Annotated in this window: 8 protein-coding genes; all 8 read left to right on the top strand. The window is 66.3% G+C overall.

The features are described 5' to 3' along the window. Nucleotides 1-575 (top strand): phage tail tape measure protein (locus DTX69_RS29725; RefSeq protein WP_162917698.1); only part of this gene is annotated, 575 nt, incomplete at its 5' end. Beyond that, nucleotides 575-940, top strand: coding sequence for a hypothetical protein (locus tag DTX69_RS29720; protein ID WP_119305216.1), 366 nt, complete (start codon nt 575-577; stop codon nt 938-940). The genes DTX69_RS29725 and DTX69_RS29720, both read left to right, overlap by 1 nt. Continuing rightward, complete coding sequence (locus DTX69_RS29715) at nt 937-1,545, top strand: hypothetical protein (protein WP_119305215.1); 609 nt, start codon at nt 937-939, stop codon at nt 1,543-1,545. The genes DTX69_RS29720 and DTX69_RS29715 overlap by 4 nt, the downstream gene beginning before the upstream one ends. A 2-nt stretch (nt 1,546-1,547) precedes the next feature. Beyond that, nucleotides 1,548-1,820 (top strand): hypothetical protein, encoded by a 273-nt coding sequence (locus DTX69_RS29710; RefSeq protein ID WP_119305214.1) that lies wholly within the window; start codon nt 1,548-1,550, stop codon nt 1,818-1,820. After that, on the top strand, nt 1,817-2,326 hold the full coding sequence (locus tag DTX69_RS29705; RefSeq protein WP_162917697.1) for a DUF1833 family protein: 510 nt from the start codon (nt 1,817-1,819) through the stop codon (nt 2,324-2,326). The genes DTX69_RS29710 and DTX69_RS29705 overlap by 4 nt, the downstream gene beginning before the upstream one ends. Beyond that, nucleotides 2,326-2,880 (top strand): NlpC/P60 family protein, encoded by a 555-nt coding sequence (locus tag DTX69_RS29700; RefSeq protein ID WP_119305212.1) that lies wholly within the window; start codon nt 2,326-2,328, stop codon nt 2,878-2,880. Before DTX69_RS29705 ends, DTX69_RS29700 begins: the two co-directional genes overlap by 1 nt. Before the next feature lie 27 nt (nt 2,881-2,907). Then, entirely contained in the window at nt 2,908-3,219 is a 312-nt protein-coding gene (locus DTX69_RS29695) for a hypothetical protein (RefSeq protein WP_119305211.1), read from the top strand. Then, a partial coding sequence (gpJ, locus tag DTX69_RS29690) for a TipJ family phage tail tip protein (protein WP_284736158.1) occupies nt 3,126-5,081 on the top strand: 1,956 nt, incomplete at its 3' end. The genes DTX69_RS29695 and gpJ, both read left to right, overlap by 94 nt.

The raw sequence follows: 5,081 nt of genomic DNA, 5'->3' as shown, positions 1-5,081 counted from the left end.
AGGGCTGGAAGAACGTCGGCGCGGTATCCACCGAGGCGCTGGCCGACATCCTGTTCGAGGCGGAGAGCGTCAGCGACGTGCTCGACGGCCTGTGGAAGCAGATCCTGCAGATCGCCTCACAGCAGCTGTTCGCCGGGCCAGTCAACGATCTGTTCGAGGGCATCGCGGACGGCATCTTCGATTCCGCCAGTGCCAAGGGCAACGCGTTCCTCGGTGGCCGTGTCGTGCCGATGGCCAAGGGCCACGTGGTCCACCGGCCGGAGATCTTCCCGATGGCAAACGGTGGCATCGGCCTGCGCGGCGAAGCCGGGCCGGAAGGCGTGCTGCCCCTGGAGCGGGACTCTCAAGGGCGCCTCGGCGTGATCGCCGTTGGCGGCCGCAATGGCAGCGGCGACGTCATCATCAACGTGACGACGCCACCTGGCTCACAGACGCAAGCCCAGCAGCGGCAGACCAGTGACGGCCGCACCATCGTCGACATGGTCGTCAGCTTGGTGAACGACCAGATCGCCGGCCGGAAGAGCATCGCACAGACGCTGGAATCGACCTACGGCCTGAGCCGGAGGAGCCGCTGATGGCGAACCCGCTTTGGCCAGCATCGCTGCCGCAGGACGTCCTGGTCGATGGCTACGAGCACAATTGGGGTGTGGGCACCATCCGCTCGCAGACTGACACTGGGCCGGCCAAGCAGCGCCGGCGCTTCACCGCAGTGCCGCGGCCGTTCAAGGCGCTGACCGAGGTCGACCGCACGCAGCTGGCCACGCTGTACGCGTTCTGGCGCGACACGCTGGCCATGGGATCGCTTCCGTTCGACTGGGTGTATCCGCCGACACAGGCGACGGTGACGTTCCGCTTCATCAGCGATGAGCCGCCGCGCGATCGGCCGTTGCCGGGCGCGCAGCTCTTCGAAGTCAGTATGAACCTGGAGATCATGCCATGAATCAGAAGTCAGAGGTCAGAGGAGCTGGGGGGTTCAAGCGCCTGGCGCTCGGCCTAGTTGCCGTCGTCCTCGGATTTGGCGTGGCGATCGCCTTCGCTGCCGACAACACTTCGATCACGCCGGGCTCGGGCGCGTCGGTCGCGACCGACGACGTCTCCAACGTGCATTACCAGAAATTCAAGCTGGTCGACGGCACCGCCGATTCGACCACGCCGGCGATCGTCACGGGCGACGGCGCGCTGCGCACGGCGCCGACGCCGGCCGCCGCCGGTGGCCTCTCCGTCACGAAGCTGATCTCGGCCGCCAGCACCAACGCGACCAGCGTCAAGGCGAGCGCCGGTCAGGTCTATGGCTGGAGCATCAGCAACACGAACGCGGCCGCGCGATTCGTGAAGCTGTACAACAAGGCCAGCGCGCCCACGGTCGGCACCGACGTGCCGGTGATGACCATCCTCGTTCCGCCGAACGCCCAGGTGGTTTTCGATTCCGCGCATGGCGTTTCATTCGGCACCGGGATCGCGCTCGCGACCACCACCGGCGTCGGGGACGCCGACATGGGCGCGGTGGCGGCGAGCGAAATCGTCGTGAACCTATTCTGGAAGTGATCATGGCGATCAGGCTGCGGACGGTGAACGGGGTGAGGATCGCGCTCTGCGCGGCCGAGACGGACCCCATGCCGGGCGACGTCTATCTGGACGATGGCGACCACTACGCGCTGGCCGCGAAGTTCTCCCGTGATTGGGCCGGCCAAGTCGCCGGCTGGGAATACCCCGTCGAATGGGCCGCTATGGACACGCAGAAGGTCAGGGATGCAGCCACCGAGCTTGAAGCGTGGCTGTCCAGCGTTGTCGGCCGCGAGTGTGTAGGAGTAACAGCGTGAGTCTTCTTCTCCTCCTCAACCCCGACAGCCAGCAGCCGTCCCACCGGTTCGTCAAAGCCGCATTCAAGCAGGAGACGGACGAGGTCGTCGTCGCGCTCCTGACCATCGAGCATCCGGACCTGGTTCCACCGGCGCGTGTGTGCAGCGACGCCGTGGACATCACGAGTCGGGGGAACGTCTTCACCGGCGGCGTGCCGTTCCTGATCACGCTGCCCGACCAGGACCCCGAGACGCAGGCGCGCGTGCGCCTCACCATGGACGTGATCGATCAGACACTGGTCGCGGTCGTGCAATCGATCCCGGCGGATTCGCCGCCGACGGTGACCCTGGAAGTGGTGCTTGCCGCCACGCCCGACGTCGTCGAGTCAGGTCCCTACGCGTTCACGCTGCGCAACGCCGAGGGCGACATCACCACGATCGAAGGCGAGCTAGCCTTCGAGGATCTGCTGAGCGAGCCGTTCCCGGCCGACAGCTTCACGCCGGCCAGTCATCCGGGGTTGTTCTGATGGCGGACAATCTCATCCGGAGGGGCGTCGTGACGGCCACGCTGGTGTCGGCCGGGATCGCGCGGCCTCGCATCGTCGCTGCTGGCGGCACGCCGCCGAATGCGCCAGAGCCGTGGGTGCGCCCTTATGTCGGATTGCCGTGGAAGGAGCTGGGCCGCGATCGGCAAGGCGTCGATTGCTGGGGCCTTCATCGCCTGCCGCTGCTGGAGGTGTTCGGCTGCGACACGCCGCTTTACGAGACCGGCTATGTAGGGTGCAGCCGGCGCGACGTGCCGGAAATCGCGACACTGATCGCGGCGGGCAAGGCCGGGTGGCACATAGTGCGTGAGCCGGGCTATGAGGGCGGCCTCTGCCCGATCGGCGACGAACGACCGGGCGACTCCCTGCTGATCCGCCAACACGGCGAGCCCTCGCATATCGCCCTGGTGGCCGGCGGCGGGCACATGCTGCACATCGAGGAAGGCACCGACAGCGTCTGCGTGCCCTACACCGAGCGGGACTGGCGCAGGCGGATCGTGGGTATTTACCGCCACCCTGGGCTGGTGCAGTCTTGAGCCCGATCGACGACATCAAGGGATGGCATGATGCGCTGGTCGAGCCTGATGCTGGCGGTGACGACGCTGGCGATCACCGGGTGCGTGGCACCGCACCCGGTCTACACACCGGAGTTCGAACCGCTTCCGGGGAACCAGTTCCGCTACGAGGCGGGCGCAGACTGGCTGTTCCAAGAGCTCGACGATCCGGACGCCGAAGCAAGGCGACTGGCCAAGCTCCAAGAGTATCTGAACCAGAACCACTATTGCCTGAACGGCTACACGATCACGGAGCGCAAGCCCGTGGTGGTGGACGGGAGCATGCACCGGATCTTCTACAAGGGCGTCTGCAACCGCTAAACGCCGAAGTCATCGCGCCCGACGACCAAAGTGTCCAAGTCGTCGCGCAGCTCCGCCCGTTCACCAGCGATCTGACGGAACGGCTTTATCCAGCCGGCACCACGCTCGCCGAGATCCTGGACGACATCCAGCCGAACGCGGTGCTGCGCCGCTGCGCGCACGTGTCGATCGACGGCGACGTGGTGCCGCGCGAGATCCTGCACCGCGTGCGGCCGAAGCCGGGCCACCTGGTCAACATCACCACGGTCCCGCAGCTCGGCGGCGGGAAGAAGAATCCGCTGCGCTTCATCCTGCAGCTGGTGGTCTTGGCGGCGTCCATCCTGGTTCCCGCGCTGCTGCCGGCGAGCATTACCGGAGCGGTCATCTTCGGCGCTGGCGCCACCGCCTTCACGGTCGGGAGCGCGATCGGCGCCGCGATCTTCGGCATCGGTTCGCTGCTCGTGAATGCCTTCATCCCCGCGCCGACGCCGAAGCTGAAGGATCTCAGCGGCACGTCCGGCCGGGATTCGCCGACGCTGGCGATCCAGGGCATCAAGAACCGGGCCAATCCCTACGGCGTGGTGCCGCGCCTCTACGGCAAGATGCGCATCACGCCCTATTACGGCGCTAAGCCCTTCACGGAGATCCGCGGCAAGGACACTTACCTGCGCATCCTGTTCGACCTGGGCTATGGGCCTCTGAAGCTCTCGGACTTCCGCATCGGCAAGACGGCGATCGACGACTTCCAGGACGTCAAATACGAGTACCGCCAGGGCTTCCCCGACGACGAGCCGCTCACGCTCTACACGCGCATCCCCGAAGAGGAAGGACTCAACATCCTTCTGAAATTCAACGAGTGGCAGCAGCGCACGACCGAGCCGGACGCCGACGAGATCTCGATCGACTTCAGCTTCTTCCGCGGCCTGGCGGCGTTCGATTCCTCCGGCGACAAGCAGCCGCAGACGGTGGAGTTCGACATCGAGTACCGCACCACGGACACCGGCGGCGGCCCCGGCCCCTGGCAATCAGTCACCAAGCCGGTGGCGTTCGGCGTGCGCGAGACCAAGGAGTTGAAGCGGCCGAGCGTGCTGCAGCCCCGCAACGACCGCGCCCAGCCGCGCCACCAGACCACGGTCTATCGCGTCTCGCTGGACCACATCTCCGGCAAGATCGCGATCGTGAGCGGCAGCTCGATCATCGGCGCCGAGCCAGCCAACCCATACCGCAACAAGCCGATCTGCAAGGTGACCGTATCGTCGGACACCAGCAAGGCCTACCAGCTGGTGGATGAGCGCGATGCCGACTATGTCGCCGCCGGCCACTTCGTGCCCACGCTCATTGCCGGAGGAAGCGGGGGCAGGAAGGTGCAGATGAGCGCGGGCACGGTGAACCCGCCGGACTTCATCGTCACCGACAATTCGACCGCCGTGGTGCGCGCGAACCGCGCGTGGAAGGTCGATCGCGGGCAATACGATGTGCAGGTGAAGCGCCTGACCGCCGACGCCTCCACCGACAACGTGTTCAACGAATCGCACTGGACGGCGCTGCGCACCTTCACCGACGAGGCGCCGGTCACCGCCAAGGGGCATGCCCTCTTTGCGCTGGAGATCCGCGCCACCGACCAGCTGAACGGCGTGGTCGACGAGTTCAACTGCATCGCGGAAGCGATCCTCGCCGATTACGACGTGCCCACCGGCGAATGGATCGACCAGCCGACAAGCAACGTGGCGGCCGCCTATACCGACATCCTGATGGGCAGCGCGAATCGCAACCCGGTGGACGGCAGCCGGATCTATTGGCCGGAGATCGAAGCCTGGGCGGCGGAAGGACGGGAGTTCAACGCCTATCTCGACTTCCGGCAATCGGTATTCGATGCCCTGCGC

Source organism: Dongia deserti, from assembly GCF_003574735.1.
Classification (GTDB): domain Bacteria; phylum Pseudomonadota; class Alphaproteobacteria; order Dongiales; family Dongiaceae; genus Dongia_A; species Dongia_A deserti.
This window is presented reverse-complemented; position numbering and strand designations above follow the sequence as displayed.